This is a genomic window from Mycobacterium sp. P4_H6, assembly GCF_056400845.1.
Map to the genome: position 1 here is coordinate 12,124 of NZ_JBFUKN010000041.1, position 19,567 is coordinate 31,690.

20 protein-coding genes are annotated in these 19,567 nt (G+C 68.0%); 8 read left to right on the forward strand and 12 right to left on the reverse strand.

Features of this window, described 5'->3' with window-relative positions; translation table 11 throughout:
* Nucleotides 1-55: 55 nt before the first annotated feature.
* The 6 genes from AC1DTF_RS17885 to AC1DTF_RS17910 all read right to left on the reverse strand — a co-directional run bounded on the left by AC1DTF_RS17885 (nt 56) and on the right by AC1DTF_RS17910 (nt 4,392).
* Nucleotides 56-835, reverse strand: coding sequence for an ABC transporter ATP-binding protein (locus AC1DTF_RS17885; protein ID WP_477475029.1), 780 nt, complete (start codon nt 833-835; stop codon nt 56-58).
* The gene (locus AC1DTF_RS17890) at nt 819-1,844 is read right to left on the reverse strand and encodes a taurine ABC transporter substrate-binding protein (RefSeq protein ID WP_477475030.1); all 1,026 of its coding nucleotides are present in this window, start codon (nt 1,842-1,844) and stop codon (nt 819-821) included. The genes AC1DTF_RS17885 and AC1DTF_RS17890 overlap by 17 nt, the downstream gene beginning before the upstream one ends.
* A complete protein-coding gene (locus AC1DTF_RS17895) occupies nt 1,845-2,708 on the reverse strand; it encodes an ABC transporter permease (RefSeq protein WP_477475031.1) in 864 nt (287 codons plus the stop codon). It lies immediately after the preceding gene.
* 159 nt (nt 2,709-2,867) lie between these two features.
* Nucleotides 2,868-3,485 (reverse strand): DUF3159 domain-containing protein, encoded by a 618-nt coding sequence (locus AC1DTF_RS17900; protein ID WP_477475032.1) that lies wholly within the window; start codon nt 3,483-3,485, stop codon nt 2,868-2,870.
* A 23-nt stretch (nt 3,486-3,508) separates the two neighbouring features.
* Nucleotides 3,509-3,865, reverse strand: coding sequence for a hypothetical protein (locus tag AC1DTF_RS17905; protein WP_477475033.1), 357 nt, complete (start codon nt 3,863-3,865; stop codon nt 3,509-3,511).
* 95 nt (nt 3,866-3,960) lie between these two features.
* The gene (locus AC1DTF_RS17910) at nt 3,961-4,392 is read right to left on the reverse strand and encodes a hypothetical protein (RefSeq protein ID WP_057169074.1); all 432 of its coding nucleotides are present in this window, start codon (nt 4,390-4,392) and stop codon (nt 3,961-3,963) included.
* A 110-nt stretch (nt 4,393-4,502) separates the two neighbouring features.
* Here AC1DTF_RS17910 and AC1DTF_RS17915 point away from each other — a divergent pair, with 110 nt between their 5' ends.
* The 4 genes from AC1DTF_RS17915 (at nt 4,503) to AC1DTF_RS17930 (ending at nt 9,572) form a co-directional block, all read left to right on the forward strand.
* Nucleotides 4,503-5,510, forward strand: coding sequence for a magnesium transporter CorA family protein (locus tag AC1DTF_RS17915; RefSeq protein WP_082614357.1), 1,008 nt, complete (start codon nt 4,503-4,505; stop codon nt 5,508-5,510).
* 171 nt (nt 5,511-5,681) lie between these two features.
* A complete protein-coding gene (locus AC1DTF_RS17920) occupies nt 5,682-7,208 on the forward strand; it encodes a Re/Si-specific NAD(P)(+) transhydrogenase subunit alpha (protein WP_477475034.1) in 1,527 nt (508 codons plus the stop codon).
* A gap of 65 nt (nt 7,209-7,273) precedes the next feature.
* On the forward strand, nt 7,274-8,695 hold the full coding sequence (gene pntB, locus AC1DTF_RS17925; protein ID WP_477475035.1) for a Re/Si-specific NAD(P)(+) transhydrogenase subunit beta: 1,422 nt from the start codon (nt 7,274-7,276) through the stop codon (nt 8,693-8,695).
* 4 nt (nt 8,696-8,699) lie between these two features.
* Complete coding sequence (locus AC1DTF_RS17930) at nt 8,700-9,572, forward strand: EamA family transporter (RefSeq protein ID WP_477475036.1); 873 nt, start codon at nt 8,700-8,702, stop codon at nt 9,570-9,572.
* A 21-nt stretch (nt 9,573-9,593) separates the two neighbouring features.
* Here the strand turns inward: AC1DTF_RS17930 and AC1DTF_RS17935 are convergent, their stop codons facing one another.
* Together AC1DTF_RS17935 and AC1DTF_RS17940 are read right to left on the reverse strand one after the other, a co-directional pair.
* Nucleotides 9,594-10,988, reverse strand: coding sequence for an HNH endonuclease signature motif containing protein (locus AC1DTF_RS17935; protein ID WP_477475037.1), 1,395 nt, complete (start codon nt 10,986-10,988; stop codon nt 9,594-9,596).
* Nucleotides 10,989-11,083: 95 nt separating this feature from the next.
* Nucleotides 11,084-11,668, reverse strand: coding sequence for a TetR/AcrR family transcriptional regulator (locus tag AC1DTF_RS17940; RefSeq protein ID WP_477475038.1), 585 nt, complete (start codon nt 11,666-11,668; stop codon nt 11,084-11,086).
* A gap of 90 nt (nt 11,669-11,758) precedes the next feature.
* Here AC1DTF_RS17940 and AC1DTF_RS17945 point away from each other — a divergent pair, with 90 nt between their 5' ends.
* Nucleotides 11,759-12,898, forward strand: a complete 1,140-nt coding sequence (locus AC1DTF_RS17945; protein ID WP_477475039.1) for an acyl-CoA dehydrogenase family protein — start codon at nt 11,759-11,761, stop codon at nt 12,896-12,898.
* Here the strand turns inward: AC1DTF_RS17945 and AC1DTF_RS17950 are convergent.
* Genes AC1DTF_RS17950 through AC1DTF_RS17960 form a run of 3 tightly spaced genes read right to left on the reverse strand, consistent with a single transcriptional unit; the run spans nt 12,888 to nt 15,651 of the window.
* Nucleotides 12,888-13,790 (reverse strand): alpha/beta fold hydrolase, encoded by a 903-nt coding sequence (locus AC1DTF_RS17950; protein ID WP_477475040.1) that lies wholly within the window; start codon nt 13,788-13,790, stop codon nt 12,888-12,890. The two genes, AC1DTF_RS17945 and AC1DTF_RS17950, sit on opposite strands and share 11 nt — an antisense overlap.
* A gap of 42 nt (nt 13,791-13,832) precedes the next feature.
* A complete protein-coding gene (locus AC1DTF_RS17955; RefSeq protein WP_477475041.1) occupies nt 13,833-15,002 on the reverse strand; it encodes a sensor histidine kinase in 1,170 nt (389 codons plus the stop codon).
* A 1-nt stretch (nt 15,003) separates the two neighbouring features.
* Nucleotides 15,004-15,651, reverse strand: coding sequence for a response regulator (locus tag AC1DTF_RS17960; RefSeq protein WP_057169081.1), 648 nt, complete (start codon nt 15,649-15,651; stop codon nt 15,004-15,006).
* Between the two features lie 32 nt (nt 15,652-15,683).
* Between AC1DTF_RS17960 and AC1DTF_RS17965 the strand changes: the two genes are divergently transcribed.
* Nucleotides 15,684-16,604, forward strand: coding sequence for a LysR family transcriptional regulator (locus AC1DTF_RS17965; RefSeq protein WP_477475042.1), 921 nt, complete (start codon nt 15,684-15,686; stop codon nt 16,602-16,604).
* A 46-nt stretch (nt 16,605-16,650) separates the two neighbouring features.
* A complete protein-coding gene (locus tag AC1DTF_RS17970) occupies nt 16,651-17,901 on the forward strand; it encodes an MFS transporter (protein ID WP_235571408.1) in 1,251 nt (416 codons plus the stop codon).
* On the opposite strand, the gene AC1DTF_RS17975 is transcribed toward AC1DTF_RS17970, so the two are convergent.
* Nucleotides 17,828-18,289 (reverse strand): nuclear transport factor 2 family protein, encoded by a 462-nt coding sequence (locus AC1DTF_RS17975; protein ID WP_477475043.1) that lies wholly within the window; start codon nt 18,287-18,289, stop codon nt 17,828-17,830. The genes AC1DTF_RS17970 and AC1DTF_RS17975 overlap by 74 nt on opposite strands.
* A 60-nt stretch (nt 18,290-18,349) precedes the next feature.
* Here AC1DTF_RS17975 and AC1DTF_RS17980 point away from each other — a divergent pair, with 60 nt between their 5' ends.
* Nucleotides 18,350-19,564: an acyl-CoA dehydrogenase family protein gene (locus AC1DTF_RS17980; RefSeq protein ID WP_477475057.1), complete on the forward strand. Its 1,215-nt coding sequence runs from the start codon at nt 18,350-18,352 to the stop codon at nt 19,562-19,564.
* Nucleotides 19,565-19,567 lie beyond the last annotated feature (3 nt).

Here is a 19,567-nt window from a genome sequence, read left to right on the forward strand (position 1 = left end):
CAGGGTTGTTCTCGATCGCGGATTGCAACCCTGGCGTAGAAATCGGCAATTCAGGTTAGGCCGCGGCCGCCTTCACCGCGTCGCTGACCTCGTTGCGCAGCTTCAGGAACTCCGGTGACTTGCGCAGCTCGTCGGCCTCTATCCCGGAGCGCGGCAGCTCCGAGGGCAGGTCGAGTGCGACCTTGCCGGGCCGGCGGGTCAGCACCACGATCCGCGATCCCAGGAAGGCGGCCTCGTCGGCGCTGTGGGTGACGAACACCGTGGTGCGCCCCGACTCGGCGCTGACCTGACGCACGTCGTCCTGCAGCCGTTCGCGGGTCAGCGCGTCCAGTGCGGCGAACGGTTCGTCGAGCAGGAACAGCGGGGTCTCGGCCGCCAGTGCCCGCGCGATCGCGACGCGCTGCTGCTGCCCACCGCTGATCTCCCAGATCTTGCGGTCACCGGTGCCCTCCAGCCCGACGCGCTCCAAGAGCTGATCGCGCCGCTCGGCGCGCCGCTCGCGGGGCACCTTCGCGTATTTGAGAGCCAGGTCGACGTTGCCGCCGACGGTGCGCCAGGGGAACAGCCGCGGCTGCTGGAACACCACGCCCGAGGTGACACCCGGTGTGGGCGAGGCACCTTCGACGCGCACCTCACCCGCGGTGGGTTCCTCGAAGCCGGCGATCAGCCGTAGCAGCGTGCTCTTACCGCAGCCCGACGCGCCGACCAGCACCAGGAACGCGCCCGGCTCGACATCGAGATCGACCGGTCCCAGCGCGGTGACGTCACCGTAGCGGTGCGCGACGTTCGCGATCCGCAGACCGCCGCGGGTGGCGATGTCACTGTTTGAGGGCATCGGGAAGACCCTTGGTGTAGATGGCGTCCTGGAACGTCGTCAGCGGCGCCGCCTCCGGGATCTGCTTCTGCTCGGCGAGGAACTCCGAGGCGCTCTGCAGGTTGGCCGCGATGTTGCCGGGCTTGCCGTCCGACCCGAGCCACTCGGGGGAGGCGACCTCGGCCGGCGTCAGGTAGACGCCCTGCTTGAGCTGTCCGGCAAGGTCTTCCGGTGTCAGACCGACCTCGGCGGCGATGGCCTTGGCGGCGGCTTCCGGGTCATCTTTGATGACGTCGAGGGCCCGCGCTTCCTGCTGGCGCCAGATGTCGACGACCTCGGGGTGCGCGTCGGCGAACTCGGTGCGCACCGCGCCGAGGTCCAGCGTCGGCTTACCGTCCTTGGCCAGCTGGYGGCTGGTGATCAGGTCCTTGCCGGACTTGCGCAGGTCGTCCAGGGTGGGCAGCCAGGTGTAGGCGGCGTCGATGTCACCGCGGTCCCACGCCGCCAGGATCGCCTGGGGCTGCAGGTCGATCAGCTGAACGTCATTGGGCGTCAAGCCGTTCTGCGAGAGCGCCGCGAGCAGGCTGTAGTGGGCCGTCGACGCGAACGGGGTGGCGATCCGCTTGCCCTTCAGCTCGGGGATGGTGTTGACGTTCGCGGCGTTGCGCACCACCAGCGCCTCGTTGTCGCCGGCGACGTCGAGGACGAATGCCACCTTGTAGGGGATGTTCAGCGGGGCGGACAGGCCGCGTGCCACCGGGCTGGAACCCAGCGCACCGAAGTCGAGTTCCTTGGCGATGAACGCGGTGTTCACGTCGGCGCCGGAGTCGAACTTGATCCACTTGATGTTGAAGTCGGGCAGTGCCTCTTCGAGCCACTTGTTGTTCTTGACGATCAGGTCGCCGCTGGGGAAGGACTGGTAGCCGATGCGGATGGTCTCCTTGTCGGAGTCGCTTCCGGAGTTGTCCACCGCGCAACCGGCCAGCGCGAGAGCGCTGGCGGCAACTGCCAGTAGGGCTTTGAACTTCATCTAGATTTTTCCTCTCCAGGGGACGGCGCGCCGTTCGGCGGCGCGAAGTAGACCGTCGATGATCAGGCCCGAAAAACCGATGGCGAAAATACCGACCAGCACAACCGGGGTGTTGTTGTAATTGCTTGCGTCCTTGACCAATCCGCCGATACCGGGGATGCCGTTGAACAGTTCGGCGGCGACCACCGAGGAGTAGGCCATGCCGACCGCCAGCCGGATGCCGGTGAAGGTCTCCGGCAGCGCCGAGGGCACCACCACATCGCGGATCACCTGAATCCGGGTGGCGCCCAGCGCCCGGGCCGCTTCCTGCAGACCCACGGGCGCGGCGACGACGGCCGCGGTGGTGGCCACCGCGGCGGGCGGCAGCGCAGCCAGCGCCAGCAGGGTGATCTTCGGGGCCTCATCGATGCCGAGCCAGATCACCAGGAGGAAGAAGTAGGCCAGCGGCGGCAGCGCCCGCAGGAACGTCAGCCACGGCTCCAGCACGCTGCGCAGCCAGCCGACCGACCCCATCAACAGGCCGAGCAGGACACCGAGCACCACACCGATCACGACACCGGCGAAGACCCGGCGCAGCGTCATGTAGAGGTGCTCGTAGAGCAGGTAGCCGGCGTAGCCGCGGGTGCCGTCATGGGTGGTGGAGACATCGACGAACGCGCGCCACACGGTGCTGGGGTAGGGCACGAAGGTCTCGTTCCAGATGCCCAGGGTCGCGACGGTCTGCCAGACGGCGAAGAACACCAGGACCGAGAGCAGCGGCAGCCCCGCCTTGGTGAGCAGGCCCTTCCACCGCTGGGAGGGTGCGGCCGAGCGCGACGGATCGACTTTCGGCTCGTCGGGCACGATATCAACGAAGACAGACACTGCTGGCCGACTTTCTCTCGCTGTGAGAACTGTTGGAAGAAATGCGCTGGGGCGTTTGGCCTCAGCGGCAACAGCAAGGGTCGGCGGACAGCGACTTGTTCACCCGCGTATTAGAACCGCGGGGTGAACGACCGGGAAGATCTGGAATCGCGGTGAGTTTTATCCCGCGGCGGGTCGCGGCAACGCGCGGATGGCGTACCGGACCGCCAGCACCATCAGCGTGGTGGTGACCAGGAACAGCGGCCAGCCCATGGCCAGCCGCGCCGCCGCCAGCAGTTCGGCCTGGTCACTGTCGTACAGGTGGTTCTGCACCAGAAAGCGCGACCACGACACGGCGGCCATCACCGCGGTGACGATGTCGAAGGCCAGTCGTACCCGCGGTACCCGTCGCCACGCGCCGTCGCGTCCGGTCGCCCATGCCCACACGACTCCGACCAGGGGGCGCCGGATCGCGATGGATGCGGTGAACAGGATGGCCATCACCAGGGCGATCCAGATACCGGGCAGATAGAAGTCCTTGGCTTGCCCGGTGACCAAGGCCAGTCCGGTGCATAGCGCCACGCCGGCGAATCCCCACAGTGCCGGCCGCAACGATTCCCGGTGCGCCAGTTGCCAGGCCAGCACCAGGGCGGCGACCGTCAGCGCCGCGACGACCGCGGGGATGCGTCCGAGCGCCGCGGCGGTCACCGCGTAGGTGGTGACCGGCAGCGCCGAATAGACCAGTCCGCGGATACCGCCCGCTCGTTCCAGCAGACCGTCCAGCGGCGCGTCCCTCACGCCCGCCGAGCGTACCGATCCACCTAGGCGACGGGCTCCACCACGGTTTCAGTCTGTCGGCGCGCCCGAAGCGACGCCAAGGCCGAGGTGGTCGAGGCGGACAGCGTCGCGGCCCGGCTGCGGACGTTTCCGACCCAACCGTCCATGCGCGCGCGCAGTGGCACGCTCGGCTCGGGTATGGCGGGCAGCCAATCGTCGACCGTGGCGAGCACCCCGGCTGCCGGGGCCACCGGACCGAGTTTCTCGCGATAGGCCTCCCCGCAGCCGACGCAATTCACCTCGTAGCGAAGCAGATTCGGCCCCAGCTCGACGAAGGAGTACTCGGCCACCGCGACACAACGCGGGCAGCGGGCCTTACCGCGTTCGACCACGAATTCCATGGAGTACATGGTGGGGTCACCGGCGGCGGTGCGGATCAATCCGTCCCATGTCGATGCACGTTCGCAGCGCAAACGAGATGCGGCCTGCGTTTCCACTAGCGGGGGTTCTCGACGCGCCGCGGCGGATCGGTGATCACCTGACGATCGGGGGCGTCGTCACCGTCGCGGCGATGGTTCTTCACGTCGGGGTCGAGCTTGTCGATGTGTTTGCTGCGCTCGTCGAGATCCTCAAGATGGGTCGCGGCCGTCTCCTGATGAGAGGATGCCCGCTCGCTGAGCCTGCGGGCCTCGGCAGCCTTGGCCTCCGCTTCGGCCGCCGCCGCACGCGCCCGGGCATCGGTCTCGTCGGCCAGCGCCTGCCGCTTGGCCACCTGCTCACGCTCGGATTCGAGTTCGGTGCGCAACCGCTGGGCCTCATCGCGCCTGCTCTGAGTGCGTTTGTTGCGGGCCAGCAGGATCAGGCCGACGACGACCACCAAGGCCACCACCGCCGCCACAATGATCCAGAGGGTGTTGTTGTCAGACATCTCGACTCCTTCGGAGGATGGACGCGCCGCATTTATCGACGCGCCCGGCAATTACGTGCATTCCCCGCAGTCCGCGTGCCGAAACTCTCCGACGAGGAATGATGGCGGGCGTGACGCAAGTGACAGGCCGGTTGTGGCGGAATGGCGAACCGCGCGACGACGAGTTCACCTTCGATGCGATCTCGGACTGCCTGGCCTCCGAGGACCAACTGGTATGGGCCGATATCTACGACCCGGACCACGACGCCCTGCTGGCACTGGCGCACGAGCTGCGCCTCAACATCTGGGCCGTCGAGGACGCGACCGCACCGAAGGAACGCACCAAAGCCGCTGTCTACCAATCACATACGTTCTTCACGGTGTACGCGCTGGACGTCCGCGATACCGACGGCGACAGCGATTCCATGCTGGTCAAGCACCGCATCTCGGCCTTCGTACTGCCCCGCGGACTCATCACCGTCCGGCTGCCGACCATCGGCGGTGAGGATCCCGCCTTCGATATCGGCGAGGTGTCCCGCCGCTTCGACGAACTCGGCGGGCAGTCCCACGGGGTCGGCTCGCTGGTGCACGGCCTACTCGACGTGGTGGTGGACGGACATTTCGATGCCGTCCAGGCCCTCGATGACGCCATCGAATCACTGGAAGATGAACTGTTCTCCGACGACGGGCCGCCACATGGCCTGCAGCGGCGGACCTTCCGGGTCCGCAAGGATCTGGTGGACCTGCGCCGGGTGGTGTTGCCGGTACGCGAGGTGGTCAGCACCATCCAGCACCGCCGGCTCGACGCCAAGACCTCACCCGAGCTCGACCCGCTCTACGCCGACCTGTACGACCACGTGCTGCGCGCCTCGGAATGGACGGAATCGCTCCGCGACATGGTCACCACCGTGTTCGAGACGAATCTGTCGTTGCAGGACGCCCGGCTGAACACCGTGATGAAGAAGCTCACCGGGTGGGCCGCGATCATCGCGGTGCCGACCGCGATCACCGGGTTCTACGGCCAGAACGTCCTCTATCCGGGACTGGAGACCGTCGGGGGCTTCCTCACCAGCTCGGCGCTGATCGTCGCGCTGGTGATGATCCTGTACGTGATGTTCAAGCGCCGCGACTGGCTCTAGGCACTCCACTTCGACCAGCTCCTCGCCTGACTCAGCGCGACCTCGACAGTGCGCAAATGCGCGATCCATCGACCGGAGATCGCGCATTTCGTCACGTTGGGCGGGTTAAGCGGACCGCTCACCGCCAGAGGGGCATGCGCACAATCGCGGCGTGGATGCGAGACTCTTCGGATGATCATCGGGATACCGCGCGAGTCTCAAGCAGGTGAGACTCGTGTTGCCGCCACGCCGCAGACCGTCGGCCAGATCCTCAAGCTCGGCTACTCCGTCGTCGTCGAATCCGGCGCCGGGGTCGCCTCGAGCTTCTCGGACGCCGCCTATGAGCAGGCCGGCGCCAGCATCGGCTCACCCTGGACCGCCGATGTCGTACTGAAGGTCAACGCACCCGATGACGCCGAGATCGCCGCGGTCAAGGATGGCGCGACGCTGGTCAGCCTGATCTCTCCGGCCCTGCGCCCCGAACTCCTCGAGAAGCTCTCGACCCGCCCCATCACCGTGCTGGCCATGGACGCGGTACCGCGCATCTCGCGCGCCCAGTCCCTGGACGTGCTGTCCTCGATGGCCAACATCGCCGGCTACCGCGCCGTCGTGGAGGCCGCGCACGCGTTCGGGCGGTTCTTCACCGGTCAGGTCACCGCCGCGGGCAAGGTCCCCCCGGCCAAGGTGCTCGTCGTGGGCGCCGGGGTGGCCGGTCTGGCCGCGATCGGCGCCGCGGGCAGCATGGGCGCCATCGTGCGGGCCACCGACCCGCGACCCGAGGTCGCCGACCAGGTCAAGTCACTGGGCGGGGAGTATCTATACGTCGACAAGGAGGTGGCCGAGGTCTCGGCCACCGGCTACGCCAAGGAGATGGGCGAGGACTACAAGGTCCGCGAGGCCGCGCTCTACGCCGAGCAGGCGGCCGACGTCGACATCATCATCACCACCGCACTGATCCCCGGCCGGCCGGCGCCCCGCATCATCACCGCCGACATGGTGGCCTCGATGAAGCCGGGCAGCGTGATCGTCGACATGGCCGCGGCCAACGGCGGCAACGTCGAGGGCACGGTGAAGGATCAGGCGATCCTCACCGACAACGGCGTGACGATCATCGGCTACACCGATCTGGCCGGGCGGCTACCGGCAACGGCTTCTCAGCTCTACGGCACCAACCTGGTGAACCTGCTCAAGTTGCTCACCCCGGAGAAGGACGGCCTGCTCACGCTGAACTTCGACGACGTCGTGCAGCGTTCGGTGACCGTCGTGCGCGACGGCCAGACCACCTGGCCCCCGCCACCGGTGCAGGTCTCGGCGGCCCCGGCGTCTGCTGCCGCGGCCGCCCCGGTCCAGGCCCCCAAGGCCAAGGAGCCGATGACGGCCGGGCGCCGGTTGGGCATCACGTTCGCTGCGGCCGCGGTGCTGTTCGCGCTGATCGCACTCTCCCCCGCCGCGCTGCAGGTGCACCTGACAGTCTTCGCCCTGGCGATCGTCATCGGGTACTACGTGATCGGCCACGTGCACCATGCGCTGCACACTCCGCTGATGTCGGTGACCAACGCGATCTCCGGGATCATCGTCGTCGGCGCCCTGCTGCAGATCGGTCACGGGAACACCCCGATCACGGTGCTCGCGACCGTGGCGATCCTGCTGGCCAGCATCAACGTGTTCGGCGGGTTCGCGGTGACGCGTCGCATGCTCGCAATGTTCTCTAGAAGCTGATGTTCTCCCGCAGCTAGCCCTGCGCCCCTTCCTCGACTCATCTGATCCGAATGGAAATGGATTCCATGCTCACGGTAGAGACTGCCGCCACCTCGGCCTACGTCGTCGCGGCCCTGCTGTTCATCCTCGCGCTGGCCGGGCTGTCCAAGCACGAAACGTCGAAGGCGGGCAACACCTTCGGCATGGCCGGCATGGCCGTGGCGCTGGTCGCGACCGTCGCGCTCGCGCTGAACCGCCACATCGAGCCGCTCGGGCTCGGGCTGCTGGTCGGGGCCATGGCGATCGGTGCCGCGATCGGTCTGTGGCGCGCCCGGGTGGTCGAGATGACCGGCATGCCCGAACTCATCGCGCTGCTGCACAGCTTCGTCGGTCTGGCCGCGGTGCTGGTGGGCTGGAACGGCTACCTGCACGTCGAAGCCGATCCCGGCGGCGCCGAGGCGGCCGTCCTCGCCGGCGAAGGCCTGCTGGGCATCCACTCCGCCGAGGTGTTCGTCGGCGTCTTCATCGGTGCGGTGACGTTCACCGGCTCGATCGTGGCGAACCTCAAGCTGTCGGCCCGGATCAAGTCCACACCGTTGATGCTGCCGGGCAAGAACTTCCTCAACGTGGGCGCGCTCGTCGTCTTCATCGCCCTCACCGTGTGGTTCGTCATCGACCCGCACCTGTGGCTGCTCGTCGTCGTCACCGTGCTGGCGCTGCTGCTGGGCTGGCACCTGGTTGCCTCCATCGGCGGCGGCGACATGCCCGTGGTGGTCTCGATGCTCAACAGCTACTCGGGCTGGGCCGCGGCGGCCTCGGGCTTCCTGCTGTCCAACGACCTGCTGATCATCACCGGCGCGCTGGTCGGCTCCTCGGGTGCCTACCTGTCCTACATCATGTGCAAGGCCATGAACCGGTCCTTCATCTCCGTCATCGCCGGAGGCTTCGGCATCGAGGCCGGCCCCGCCCAGGACAAGGACTACGGCGAGCACCGCGAGATCAACGCCGACGCCGCCGCCGAACTGCTGTCCTCAGCCAGCTCGGTCATCATCACCCCCGGCTACGGCATGGCGGTGGCCCAGGCCCAGTACGGCGTGGCCGATCTGACCCGCAAGCTGCGCGAGCGCGGTATCAACGTCCGCTTCGGCATCCACCCCGTCGCCGGCCGGCTGCCCGGCCACATGAACGTGCTGCTGGCCGAGGCCAAGGTGCCCTACGACATCGTCCTGGAAATGGACGAAATCAACGACGACTTCGACGGCACCACCGTCGTGCTGGTCATCGGCGCCAACGACACCGTCAACCCGGCCGCCTCCGAAGACCCCTCCAGCCCGATCGCCGGCATGCCGGTGCTCACGGTGTGGAACGCCGACAACGTCATCGTGTTCAAACGCTCCATGGCCTCGGGCTACGCCGGCGTGCAAAACCCGCTGTTCTTCCGGGACAACACCCAGATGCTCTTCGGCGACGCCAAGGACCGGGTGGACGCGATCAACGCCGCACTGTGACCCCGTGACGCGGCTGCCCGCCTGGTCGGTGCCCGCGTTCTTCATCGTCGGCGCCATCTCGCAGTACATCGGGGCCGCGATCGGGGTCTTCCTGTTCGAGACGACCGACCCTGCGGCGGTCGCCTGGCTGCGTGCGACCGCGGCCGCGCTGGTGCTCCTCGCCTGGCGCCGACCGTGGCGGCGGACCTGGACGCGACGCGGCATCGCGGTCGCCGGCGGGTTCGGCATCGTGACGGTCGGGATGAACGTCGCCTTCTTCGAAGCGATCGCCCGGATCCCGCTGGGCACCGCGGTGGCCATCGAGTTCCTGGGTCCGGTGGCGGTCGCGACGTTCGGGTCGCGACGGCCGCGCGACATCCTCGCGGTGGCGATGGTGGCGGCGGGCGTCGCCCTACTGGCCGGGGTCCAGACCGGCGCCGACACACTGGGCATCGTCTTCGCGCTCGTCGCCGCCGCGCTGTGGGCCGGCTACATCCTGCTCGGTAAGCGCGTCGCCGACGCGGGCGCCGGACTGGACTCGCTGGCGGTCGGGATGGCGGTGGCCGCGGCCGTGCTGGCGGCTCCGCTGTTGAGCGGCCAACTGCTCGATGACCCGACCGTGTTCACCGAACCCCGAACCTGGCTGTTCGGTCTCGGCGTCGGCGTGCTGTCCACGGCGGTGCCGTACGCGTTCGATCAGGTGGTGCTCACCCGGGTGGGCCGGGCGCGGTTCGCGCTGCTGCTGGCCTTGCTTCCGGCGACGGCGGCCGTGGTCGGCGCTGCGGTGTTGCACCAGGTTCCGGCGGTCGCAGAGGCGGCGGGTATTGCCCTGGTGATGGCCGCTCTGGTCATCAGCGCGGGCGGGCAGGATGCGGCAACGGGGCCGGTCGGCGGCTAGTGTCACCCGTCAACCGCACACCTAAAAGGGCGGTGGGTTGGCTTCGTAGTGGGCGCGGTTGAGCCCGCGTTCGTGGGCTATTCGGTAGGCCCGGTTCTGCGCCCGGGTGCGTTTTCGCTTGGGAGTGGCGAATTCTCGGTGCGCGCTGGGAGGTGGGGCCGGTGGCAACACGAGGGCTGCGGTCGACTGCGCGATCTGCGGGAAGAACAGCGTCCCGCCTGGTGTGGTGGTGTACACCCGGCCGTTGGGGGCCGTGATCGTGATCGTGCCATCGGCGTGCTGCTGGTCGTTCCAGCCACCCGGTCCGCTGTGAAAAGTCTTGATCAAGTGGTGAATTCGGCAGTACAACTTCGTGTTCGACGGATGCGTCGGACCGTAGGGCCACGGGGTCGTATGGTCGATATCGCAGCGCGCGACCGGGACATTGCACCCGGGCCAGCGGCAGGTCAGATCCCGACAGCCGATGAACTCGGTGAGCGCGCGAGACGGTTGGTAGCCGCGCTCGGCCCCCAGATCGGCTGCCGTAGGCACGGCCCGGACGGTGGCGCGCGGTCTCATCTCGCGGACCTGTTCGGCGGGGACAGGTCCATAGCCGGGCAGTAGCGCGGGACGGTCCGATCTGCCCTCGACAGTGTCCCGGTCGCCGTGCAGGTGGAGGACGATGTGTCCGTGGGGTGCCTCGTTGCCGGCGGCCGGACATTCCTGCTGCCCGCACAAGCACGGCAAGCTGGTCGCGCCCAGGGCGAGCGGCTCGACAGCATCGGCGCGGCGTTCGGCGACAGTGCGTGGATCATCCGGGCACACCGTGCGGGCCAGCTCATCGAGGCGCTGATCGAACACCGCACCGGCGGTGGCATCGAGGCGGCCGTAGATCTCGACCAGCCCGCCACCGCACGGCTCCACCGTGATGCTGCGGGCACGCCGGGATTCCCGGGCCCGGCGCACCGCATCGGGATCGACGTCGATGACCATCCAATCGACGAGCTCGGAGACGCGGTCATCGGAGAGCCCGTTCCACGAAGGCGCCGCCTTGGCGAGCAGGGCGTCGATGACGGACATTATGTCGGGGTCGGTGATCAGCCCGGTGCGGTGCAGGATGATCCGCAGCACCCGCAGATCCACCACGCCGGTGGCGAAGACCTCGGCGAAGCGGGGCAGGTGAGTGAGCAGGGTGCGGCCCTGGGTGATCATGGTGCAAGCGCGGCCGCGGCTGAGCCCGAGTTCGGCGCCGAGTTCGGCGGCGACCAGCTCCCAGTCATCGACGATCAGGTCCTCGAACGCATTGCCCAGCTCCGCCATCCGGGCGACCGCGAACGCGCCCGCGGCCAGTATCTTCGCGGCCACCGCGGTGCGTTCGGCGCGCAGCTGCTCGCGTACGGCGTCCAGTGCCGTCGCCGCCTCCGCCGTCGCCTTCATTCTTCGAACATACATTCGACCACCGACAATTCCTGGCACGCGTTCGTATGGCGCCTGGAGAGGGCCCCAGATTCCGCCGGAACCGCCACGCGAGGCTAGGTTCGCAGACCGTAAGTGAGCAGCGTCGCCAACTCGGTGTAGGCCTCGGCATCGCTCAGACCGGTCGCGGTGGCGACGCCACGCTGCTGGATGCGGACCATCATCGTCGCGATGAGGTCGGCGGCGAAGGAGGCGTTCACCGCGCGGAATGTTCCTGCGCCGACACCGTCCTCGATCAGTTCCCGGACCCGTGTCGCGGCCGCGGCGGTGTTGGCTTCGTAGACGTCGCGGGCCGGGGCGAAGGCATTCAGGTCGGCCATGAATACGTCGGACGCGATGGCCAGCTCCCGGCCGACCGCGGTGAGGTAGGCCGAGACACGTTCTTCGAGATTCTCGGTCTGCGCCATGGCCGCTTCGACGGCCACGGTCGCGCGCTTGAAGAAATGCACCGTCACGCGCCTGACCAACTCGTCCTTGCTAGCGGCCAGCGCATACAGCGTGGATTTCGAGCACCGTAACCGGGACGCCAAGTCATCGAGGGTCAGATGGCTGAACCCTTCGTCCAAGAACAACGCCAGCAGATCATCGAACAGCTTGGTTTGCCGACGTGTGGCGAAACCACCCTCCAACAGGTCGGACATACCGCAATAGTACTGCACGCGATCATCCAGTACTCTTTCTGACGATACTGCTTGATCCGTCTGAGTACCGTTTTGCGAGAGGTGACTGCTGTGCCCGTGGACCGCCTGCTCCCTTCCGACGAGGCGCAAGAGCTCATCGCGCTGACCCGCGATATCGCCGACAAGGTCCTCGACCCGATCGTCGACGCCCACGAGAAGGCCGAAACCTATCCCGATGGGGTGTTCGCGCAACTCGGCGCGGCCGGACTGCTGAGCCTGCCGCAGCCCGAGGAATGGGGCGGCGGCGGTCAACCGTTCGAGGTGTACCTGCAGGTCCTCGAGGAGATCGCGGCGCGCTGGGCCGCCGTGGCCGTCGCGGTGAGCGTGCACAGTCTGTCCTCGCACCCACTGCTGGCCTTCGGCACCGATGAGCAGAAGCAACAGTGGCTGCCCGGAATGCTCTCCGGTGACCAGATCGGCGCGTACAGCCTCTCGGAGCCGCAGGCCGGTTCCGACGCCGCGGCGCTGCGGTGCTCCGCGACCTACGACGGTGACGGCTACGTGCTCAACGGATCGAAATCCTGGATCACCCACGGGGGCGTCGCGGATTTCTACACACTGTTCGCGCGCACCGGTGAAGGCTCGAAGGGGATCAGCTGCTTCCTGGTTCCCGGCGACCTGGACGGCCTGACCTTCGGCAAGCCCGAGGAGAAGATGGGCCTGCACGCAGTCCCCACCACCGCGGCGTTCTACGACAACGCCCGCGTCGACTCCGACCGGCTGATCGGCACTGAGGGACAGGGACTTTCGATCGCCTTCTCCGCCCTGGACTCCGGCCGGCTGGGCATCGCGGCAGTGGCCGTCGGCATCGCCCAGGCCGCCCTCGATGATGCGACGCGGTATGCGAACGAGCGAACCACGTTCGGCCGCAAGATCATCGACCATCAGGGACTGGGTTTCCTGCTGGCCGACATGGCGGCCGCGGTGATCAGCGCCCGCGCCACGTATCTGGATGCCGCGCGGCGCCGGGATCTGGGCATGCCGTATTCGGCGCAGGCCAGCGTGGCAAAACTGGTCGCCACGGACGCCGCCATGAAGGTCACCACCGATGCCGTCCAGGTGCTCGGCGGGGTCGGCTACACCCGCGACTTCCGCGCCGAGCGGTACATGCGGGAAGCCAAGATCACGCAGATATTCGAGGGCACCAACCAGATTCAGCGGTTGGTCATCGCACGCGGGCTCACTGGCTGACGAATTCGTTTATTGCAGACAGGAACTCGTCGGGCTTCTCCACCATCGGGCTGTGCCCTGCTCCGGCAATGATGCGTGGAGACAGGCCGGCCGCCAGATACCGGGTGACATTGGGATCCGTCGGCGTGAGCGCATCGGTCTCACCCCAGATCACCAACACCGGCTTACCCAGGCCGGTCAACGTGTCCGCGACCGACACCGGCGCGCCCTGCTTGGAATCGCACACGCCCCTATAAGTGAGCCGCTCCAGTGACCGGTGGGCGAACTGCGGCACCGGGTAATCCGCGGCGAAACCGGTCTGCAACGAACTCTCGGTGATCGCCGGAACCTCACGGAAGTGATCCATGGCGGGTCCGAGCACCGGCCAGCACACCATCTTTCCCAGCAACGGCATGGACACCAGCTCGACGGCGGCAGGCGTATCCGAGACCACCACCCGCTCCACCACCTCCGGGTAGCGGTCCGCAAACACCGATGCGACGCTGCCGCCCATCGAGTGACCGATGATCACCGCCTGCCGAATACCCAAGGCCGTCAACGCATTGTGTACCACGGCCGCCTGGCCATCGGCCTGAAATTGCCGCGGATCACCCGGCGCCTCGGAACCACCGTGCCCGACGAGGTCGATGGCGACGACGCGTCGGTCACGCGCCAATCGCGACGCCACCTCCTCCCACCATTCGATGGAGGCCGAATACCCGTGCAGCAGCACGATGGCTCGCTCACCGGGCGGCCCGTACTCCCGGACGTTCACATCGGGGCCATCGAGTTGCAGCACATGGCCCCCGGCGAACGGTTCGGCGGCACGCGTCGTACCGGTCACCACGAACGCGTTCACCAGCGCCGCGACGATGACTGCGACGAGGGCCACCACGGCGATCCGGAACTTCACCTCTGGCACGGTACTGGCCCAGGGCTTTCCGGCGCGACGGATTTACTCCGGCGGCGATATCACGGTGATGACGGTGCCGCGACCGGACATCGAGTCGATCTCCAGTGCGCCACCCATGGCCTCGAAACGCGCCAGCAGCGAGCCCAGCCCGATATGGCCCTCCTCCAGGCGCGTCGCGATGACGGCGGGGTCGAACCCAGGGCCGTCGTCGGAGACGACCAACACCACACGGTGGCCCACGCGCCGCAAGGTCACCTCGACTTCCGTGGCGCGAGCGTGCTTGTGGATGTTGGCGAGCAGCTCTCGGGCGGCCCGGTGCAGCAGCGTCTGGGATTCCGGCTTCCCGACGTCCTGCAGATCAGCCGACACGGCATAGTTCCCGCGGGATTCGAACTGGCGCAGCAATTCCCGGATGGCCGGGGCCAGGCCCAGCTGCGCGAGCACCTGCGGGTGCAGTTCGGTGACCGTCGAGCGCAGCATCGCGGCGGTGTCCTGCAGCGCGTCGTACACCATGTCCAGCGCGGGGTCGGGATGGGTATCGCGGAGCAGGTCGACCTCCATCCGCGCCGCCAGCAGGGTCTGCAAGGGGCCGTCATGCAGGCTCTCCGCCACTTCCCGATTCTGCCGCTCGTCGGCCTGCATCGCCTCGGCGACCAGCTGGCGGCGCACCTCCAGCAGGCTCCGAACCCGGGCGGCCCGCAGGGACAGCACCAGGCACAGCGCGGTGGTGGCGACCGCCAGCCACAGCAGGAACCCGAAGTGCGTATAGACCATGTCCGGCAGGCCGATCCGGTCGTCGCGCTTGGAGTAGACGATCCACACCGACAGATAGGCGCCGGCGGTGACAGTCCCGATGATCGCCGTCAACAAGGGCCGGTCCTGGAACGCCACCGAGATGGGCAACAGGAAGAACACCGGCAGCAGCGCCGCGGTGGCGCCGCCCGAGACGACGCACAGCACCACGATCAGCAGCACGTCGACACCGGTCGACGCCCAGTCCGCCCAGCGCGGCAGCGGTCCGTTGAGCACGGCGAGCAGCCACACCACCGCGGCGGCCGCGTAACCGCCGAGGACCACGGCATACAGCCCGGGCAGCCAGTGGTCGACCTCCCAGATCCACACCAGCACCGCGATCAGTGCGATGAGCGGCAGCCGCAGCACCGCCGACACCCGAACGGGTTCGACGGCGAAGAACTCGACGAGGCGCGTCACCTCAGTCGAGCAGCTTGCGGCGCATCGCCTCGGCCACCGCGGCCCCGCGGTCGCCGACGCCGAGCTTCTCGTAGAGCCGTTGCACGTGGGTCTTGACCGTCGACGGCGCGAGGTAGAGCTCCTTGGCCATCGCGGGAATCGTCAGGCCGCGCGCGATCATGGCGAGCACCTCGGCCTCCCGCGCCGACAGACTCGGGACATCGGGCTCGTTGCGTCGGCGGATCTCGCCGGCGAGCGAGGCCGCCAGCGCGGGGGCGATGACGTCACGGCCGCGGGCGCAGTCCAGTACGGCACTGACCAGTTCGCTGCGGGTGGACTCCTTGGACAGGAACCCGGCGGCACCGTCCTGCAGCGCCTTATAGACGATGGCCGACTCGTCATGGGCCGAGATGAGCAACACCCGCGTCGGCAGGCGGTCGCGGGTGACGGCGGCGGCCACCTCGGAGCCGTCCATGCCGGGCATCCGATAATCCAGCAGGGCCACCGCCGGTTCGTGGGTGCGGATCAGTTCGAGTGCGGCGACACCGTCGTCGGCTTCGGCGACCACGTCGATCGATCCGCTGGCCGCCAGCGCCCGCACCACGCCGTCCCGGAACATCGGGTGGTCGTCACCGACCACCACACGCACCTTGTGGGCCGAATCCTGCATGTGAGCAGCTTGTCACAGCGGGACCGCTCCGGGTGGCAAGATTCGGTGCGGGAGAGGCGGTGGCGGTGGCGGTGAACATCGAAGAGCTGCAATGGTTCGTGACGCTCGCCGAGATCGAGCATGTCACCGATGCGGCGGCCGAACTGGGCATCAGCCAGCCGACGCTGTCGCGGTCGCTGGCTCGATTGGAGGCGCAGGTCGGGGCGCCGCTCTTCGACCGGCTCAACCGCAGGCTGCAACTCAACCGCTACGGCCGGATCCTGCTGGAGCACGCCCAGCGCAGTGTCGGCGAGATGCGTTCGGCCACTGAGCGTATCTCGGAGTTACGCGATCCCGAGACCGGCACGGTACGGCTGGCATTCCTGCACTCGCAGGCCGGCGGGTTCGTGCCCGAGGTGTTGCGCCGGTTCCGCGCCGAGGCGCCGCGCGTGCAGTTCGAACTGTTCCAGGGCGCGACGGTGGACATCCTGGATCGCCTGGAGAGTGGCCGGACGGACCTGGCCATCACCTCACCCCGGCCTCCCGGTTACCCGTGGCGGCTGCTCTACGGCGAACGGTTGTGCCTGGCGGTGCCGCGCGATCACCGATTCGCCGCCCGCAACCGGCTCCGGCTTGCCGAGGCCGGCAGTGAGCCGTTCGTGGCACTGCAACCGGGATTCGGTTTGCGGCAGTTGACCGACGACCTGTGCGTGGAGGCCGGCATCACCCCGTCGGTGGTGTTCGAGGCTATGGAGATCCCGACGATGGAAGGCCTTGTCGCGGCGGGTTTCGGGGTCGCGGTGGTACCCGTCCCCCGCCCCGACCGCGCCGAGCCCGGCGCGGTCTACGTGCCGCTGACCGAGGCGACGGCCCGGCGGCAGATCGGCCTCACCTGGAGCCCGGACCGGGAACTGGCCCCGACCGCCCGTCGCCTCGCCGATTTCGTCATGCATATTCGTAATGAATTGTCCTAATCTCATGCATTGGACACATCACGGGTAGGCTCCTAACGTCGTCGGGGTGACTACCACGGTGACCCCCGTTGACTGGCAAGGCCATTCGCGTGGATCCACCGAGTACCGGCGCCTGCTGGCCGCGCTGTTCTTCGCCGGTGTCGCGACCTTCGCGCAGCTGTACTCCCCGCAGTCGGTGCTGCCGCTCATCGCCCGCGACCTGGGCACCGGGGCTGCCGACGCCGCCCTGACCGTGTCGGCCGCGACCGTCGGCCTGGCGCTGGGCGTCATTCCCTGGGCCGCGCTGGCCGATCGTATCGGCCGTGTCCAGGCGATGACGATATCCATCACGGCGGCAACGGTTCTGGGTCTGCTGGTGCCCTTGGCGCCGACCAGGGAACTGCTGTTGTCCGGGCGTTTCGTCGAGGGCCTGATGCTCGGAGGGGTGCCCGCCATCGCGATCGCCTACCTGACCGAGGAGGTCGACGCCGGTAACGCCGCCCGCGCCGCGGGCAGCTACGTGGCGGGCACGACCATCGGCGGGTTGGTCGGCCGACTGGTCACCGGCCCGCTCGCCGAATACGCCGGCTGGCGGGTGGGTGTGCTGGCGGTGGCTGCGCTGTGCGGGCTGTCGGCGCTGGCCTTTGTCCGACTCGCTCCGCCGGCCCGCGGTTTCCGGCCCTCCCCGGGGGGCGACCTGGCCCGTCGGCTGCTGGACAACCTGCGCTCCCCCCGCCAGCTGGTGCTCTACAGCCAGGCCTTCCTGCTGATGGGCGGCTTCGTCGCCATCTACAACTTCCTCGGGTTCCGACTGACCGCCGCACCGTTCCACCTGCCCCAGACACTGGTCAGCCTGGTGTTCCTGGCGTATCTGGCAGGCACCTTCGCCTCCGCCCGGGCCGGCGCCGGGGCCGGCCGCTTCGGCCGCCGTAAGGTGCTGCTCGGTTCGATCGCCACCATGATCGCCGGCACCGCCCTCACCGTGAGCGACCACATCGCGGTGGTGCTCGTCGGACTGGTGATCGCGACCGCCGGCTTCTTCGGCGCGCACGCCATCGCGTCCGGCTGGGTGGCCTACGCCGCAGGGGGCAGCAAGACCCAGGCGTCCTCGCTGTACAACCTGTTCTATTACGCCGGGTCCAGTGCCGTCGGCTGGCTGGGCGGCCTGGCCTTCGATGCGGTGGGCTGGACGGCCGTGGCCGGCGTCGTCATCGGACTGGCGGTGCTGGCCGGCGTCCTGGCCCTCACCACACTGGGAAGTCCCGCCCGTACTCCGATTCCGGTCGCGGACCGAACAGCCGGCGCTGCGCCGCGGTGATCGCCACGTCGTTGATACTGGCTTCCCGGCGGGCCATCAGACCTTCCGCGGTGAACTCCCACAATTCGTTGCCGTAACTGCGGAACCACTGTCCGTCCGTGTCATGCCATTCGTACTGGAACCGCACCGCGATCCGGTTGTCGTGAAAGGCCCACAGACCCTTGCGCAGGACGTAGTCCTGCTCGCGTTCCCATTTGGCGGTCAGGAACTCGACGATGGCATCGCGGCCGACCACGTGCAAGTCGCGGTTGCGCCATTCCGAGTCGGGTGTGTACGCGAGGCTGACCCGATGCGGGTCGCGGGTGTTCCATGCGTCTTCGGCGGCCTGCACCTTCTGCACGGCGGTGTCGTGGGTGAACGGGGGCAGCGGCGGGCGTGGTTGGCTCATGCTGCCCAGGGTGTCACTTGTCTAACCATGTGACATATCGTGGCGGTCATGGACTTCGCGATGTCTGCCAAGGCGGCTGATTACCACAAGCGGCTTTCCGACTTCATGGTCGAGAACGTCTTCCCGGCAGAGGCCTCCTACCACGCCTATCGCGAGGAGAAGGGCCCGAAGGATCACACCGTCCCTCCGGTGGTCGAGGAGCTCAAGACCAAGGCCAAGGCCGCCGGGTTGTGGAATCTGTTCCTGCCCTCGGAGTCGGGTCTGACCAACGTGGACTACGGGTCACTGGCGGAACTGACCGGGTGGAGCATGGAGATCGCCCCCGAGGTGTTCAACTGCGCCGCGCCCGACACCGGGAACATGGAGACCCTGCACCTGTTCGCCACCGAGGCGCAGAGCAAGCAGTGGCTGGAGCCGTTGCTGGCCGGCGAGATCCGCAGCGCGTTCGCGATGACAGAGCCCGCGGTGGCCTCCAGTGATGCCCGCAATATCGAGACCACCATGCTGCGCGACGGCGGCGACTATGTGATCAACGGCCGCAAGTGGTGGATCACCGGGGCGGCCGATCCGCGGTGCAAGCTGCTGATCGTGRTGGGCCGCACCAACCCCGACGCCGCTTCCCATCAGCAGCAGTCGATGATCCTGGTGCCGGCCGACACCCCGGGTGTGTCGATCGAGCGGTCGTTGCCGGTGTTCGGCTGGCAGGACCAGCACGGTCACTGCGAGATCAACTTCGAGAACGTGCGCGTTCCAGTGGAGAACCTGCTGCACGAAGAGGGCAGCGGATTCGCGATCGCCCAGGCCCGGCTGGGCCCGGGCCGCATCCATCACTGCATGCGTGCCCTCGGTGCCGCCGAGCGGGCGCTGGCGTTGATGATCGACCGCGTGCAGACCCGCATCGCGTTCGGCAAGCCGCTGGCCGAGCAGGGTGTGGTGCGCGAGCAGATCGCCAAGTCCCGCAACCAGATCGATCAGGCCCGGCTGCTGTGTGAGAAGGCCGCCTGGACCATCGATCAGGAGGGCAACAAGGCCGCCCATGTGCTGGTCTCCCAGATCAAGTCGGTGGCCCCGCAGATCGCCTGCGATGTGATCGACCGGGCCATCCAGGTGCACGGCGGCGCAGGGGTCTCCGATGACTTCCCGCTGGCCCGCCTGTACGGCTGGCACCGCGCGATGCGCCTGTTCGACGGGCCCGACGAGGTGCACATGCGCACCATCGCCCGCGCCGAACTCGGCAGGGAGAAGTCGGCCTTCGCGGCGGCTGTGACACAGTAGAAA

What these genes read in the sequence shown, in the direction of transcription:
- AC1DTF_RS17975 (WP_477475043.1), bottom strand. Translation starts at nt 18,289, where the DNA reads ATGAGCCAACCACGCCCGCCGCTGCCCCCGTTCACCCACGACACCGCC.
- AC1DTF_RS17910 (WP_057169074.1), bottom strand. Translation starts at nt 4,392, where the DNA reads ATGTCTGACAACAACACCCTCTGGATCATTGTGGCGGCGGTGGTGGCC.
- AC1DTF_RS17905 (WP_477475033.1), bottom strand. Translation starts at nt 3,865, where the DNA reads ATGGAATTCGTGGTCGAACGCGGTAAGGCCCGCTGCCCGCGTTGTGTC.
- AC1DTF_RS17920 (WP_477475034.1), top strand. Translation starts at nt 5,682, where the DNA reads ATGATCATCGGGATACCGCGCGAGTCTCAAGCAGGTGAGACTCGTGTT.
- AC1DTF_RS17885 (WP_477475029.1), bottom strand. Translation starts at nt 835, where the DNA reads ATGCCCTCAAACAGTGACATCGCCACCCGCGGCGGTCTGCGGATCGCG.
- AC1DTF_RS17960 (WP_057169081.1), bottom strand. Translation starts at nt 15,651, where the DNA reads ATGCAGGATTCGGCCCACAAGGTGCGTGTGGTGGTCGGTGACGACCAC.
- AC1DTF_RS17935 (WP_477475037.1), bottom strand. Translation starts at nt 10,988, where the DNA reads ATGAAGGCGACGGCGGAGGCGGCGACGGCACTGGACGCCGTACGCGAG.
- pntB (WP_477475035.1), top strand. Translation starts at nt 7,274, where the DNA reads ATGCTCACGGTAGAGACTGCCGCCACCTCGGCCTACGTCGTCGCGGCC.
- AC1DTF_RS17940 (WP_477475038.1), bottom strand. Translation starts at nt 11,668, where the DNA reads ATGTCCGACCTGTTGGAGGGTGGTTTCGCCACACGTCGGCAAACCAAG.